Annotated in this window: 2 protein-coding genes; both read right to left on the bottom strand. The window is 65.7% G+C overall.

The genetic code is table 11. The features are described 5' to 3' along the window. Positions 1–152: 152 nt before the first annotated feature. Positions 153–506 carry a hypothetical protein gene (locus ADL12_RS21745; protein WP_159053241.1) on the bottom strand — a complete coding sequence of 118 codons (354 nt, stop codon included), beginning with the start codon at positions 504–506 and terminating at the stop codon, positions 153–155. A 120-nt stretch (positions 507–626) separates the two neighbouring features. Then, positions 627–1,184 carry a hypothetical protein gene (locus tag ADL12_RS21740; protein ID WP_062704347.1) on the bottom strand — a complete coding sequence of 186 codons (558 nt, stop codon included), beginning with the start codon at positions 1,182–1,184 and terminating at the stop codon, positions 627–629. Positions 1,185–1,526: the final 342 nt, after the last annotated feature.

Below are 1,526 nucleotides of genomic sequence, written 5' to 3'. Positions count from 1 at the left end.
ACGCCAACTTCGCCCGAGCACGGTTCACTTCATGTGCATCCACACCACCAACATGCCCCCAAACAGGACCGCGAGACAGACCTAACGGAGCCCTACTAGAAAAGTGTGACCCAGTGGCTTTGTTGGTGGCGCGCTGGCGCTTTGCCTGATGGTCAGACAGCGCGTAGCCGCGGCCCCTGGAGGGTTCCCGGCTCCTCGACGGGGTCGGAGGCGGCTTCTGCCGCCCCTTCTGCCGTGTCCTGGGCCGCGGAGCGGAACTTCGTCTTGAGGTGCGGCGTCGCCTTCATAGTGACGGCGGTGAGCGCACCGCCCGCTACCGCGGAGACCGCGACAAGCGCGGCGACGGCACGTTTTCCGTTGAGCAGGTCCGCGTGGCCAACCAGGTTCCTGGCGCTGTCGCGCAGGAGCGTGCTGTACCCCCCGCTCGCCGAGTTCGACAGGGCCGTCCCGACCGCGCGCTTCACCAGCATCAGTTCCCAGACCGAGCCACCCCAGCGAATGTTCATGGGGCCACTGTAGGAGGCTCTGGGGAGGGAAAGTGGCGGGTTTCGCGCGTATCTCCTCCGCCCACTCAGCGATCTGTCGTCAACTTGCCGTCTGCAACAGATCGCTGAGAATGGCTCCTGTCAGCCGCGGTGCTCTTCCGCGACCGCCGTTCTGAGCACCCTGAGCATGCCGTCGATGGCCTGGAGAACCTGCCGCCGCTCTGCCGCGGACAACACCGGCTCCGACACGACGCCCGCTTGCCGCACCCGGTGCATCAGAGGCCCACACGCCTCCTCGACGGCCAGCATGACCGCGTGACCACTGAAGACGTCGTAATGCGGACTGCGCGACCACATCGACTCCCGCACTTCCTCCAGCTGCGCCAGCAGCGCCGGCACCCCGCCCTGATCGAACTGCATGCGCACCACCGATGCCACTTCCTCGATCGCCACACAGCAGCCGTCAACCCTGGGCGCGGGCTCTTCGTACTGCTCGACCAGGTCCAGGTATGCTGAGTCATTTCGCAGGTGCTCAGGCACGTGGTAGCAGCCGTCGCAGCAAGTTTTCACCCACGGCATGACCCAGCCGTAGTGGCTGTCCCAGTCCCACACCACGCGCTTCCGGCCGGGCGAAGGGCAGGTCTGGCACGTGCCCGAGGCTTCCTTGATGGCCGCATTGATGACCCGCCACACGTCCATGGGGGCACCGGCTGGAACGTACTTCCAGCAGAGGTCACCGAACTTCTCTTCCCACTGAGGCCTCGGGCAGTTGGGCCAGACCTCGACGAGCTTGTGTTCGGCCTGCTCGATGATGGGCGCCCACCCTGCGCCCTCGGCACTGAACGGCCGGTGCCGGACCGGTTCGGGTGTCTGATCTCGCAGGGCCGTGGTGTACTTCTCGCCTGTGGCCGCCTGCCGCTGACGGGCTTTCTGCGCGTCGGTCGGTCACGTCCGCTGGAGTGGTGTATCGACGGCCATTCGGTGATCTCGTTTTGAGGTTATGCGGTGAGTTCGGTCGGCAGGACGGTCTCGTCCGTTTCT

Source organism: Streptomyces regalis (genome assembly GCF_001509475.1).
Lineage (GTDB): Bacteria > Actinomycetota > Actinomycetes > Streptomycetales > Streptomycetaceae > Streptomyces > Streptomyces regalis.
The sequence above is the reverse complement of the archived record's forward strand: the minus strand, read 5'-3'. Positions and strand labels throughout refer to the sequence as shown.

What these genes read in the sequence shown, in the direction of transcription:
- ADL12_RS21745 (WP_159053241.1), bottom strand. Translation starts at nt 506, where the DNA reads ATGAACATTCGCTGGGGTGGCTCGGTCTGGGAACTGATGCTGGTGAAG.
- ADL12_RS21740 (WP_062704347.1), bottom strand. Translation starts at nt 1,184, where the DNA reads ATGGACGTGTGGCGGGTCATCAATGCGGCCATCAAGGAAGCCTCGGGC.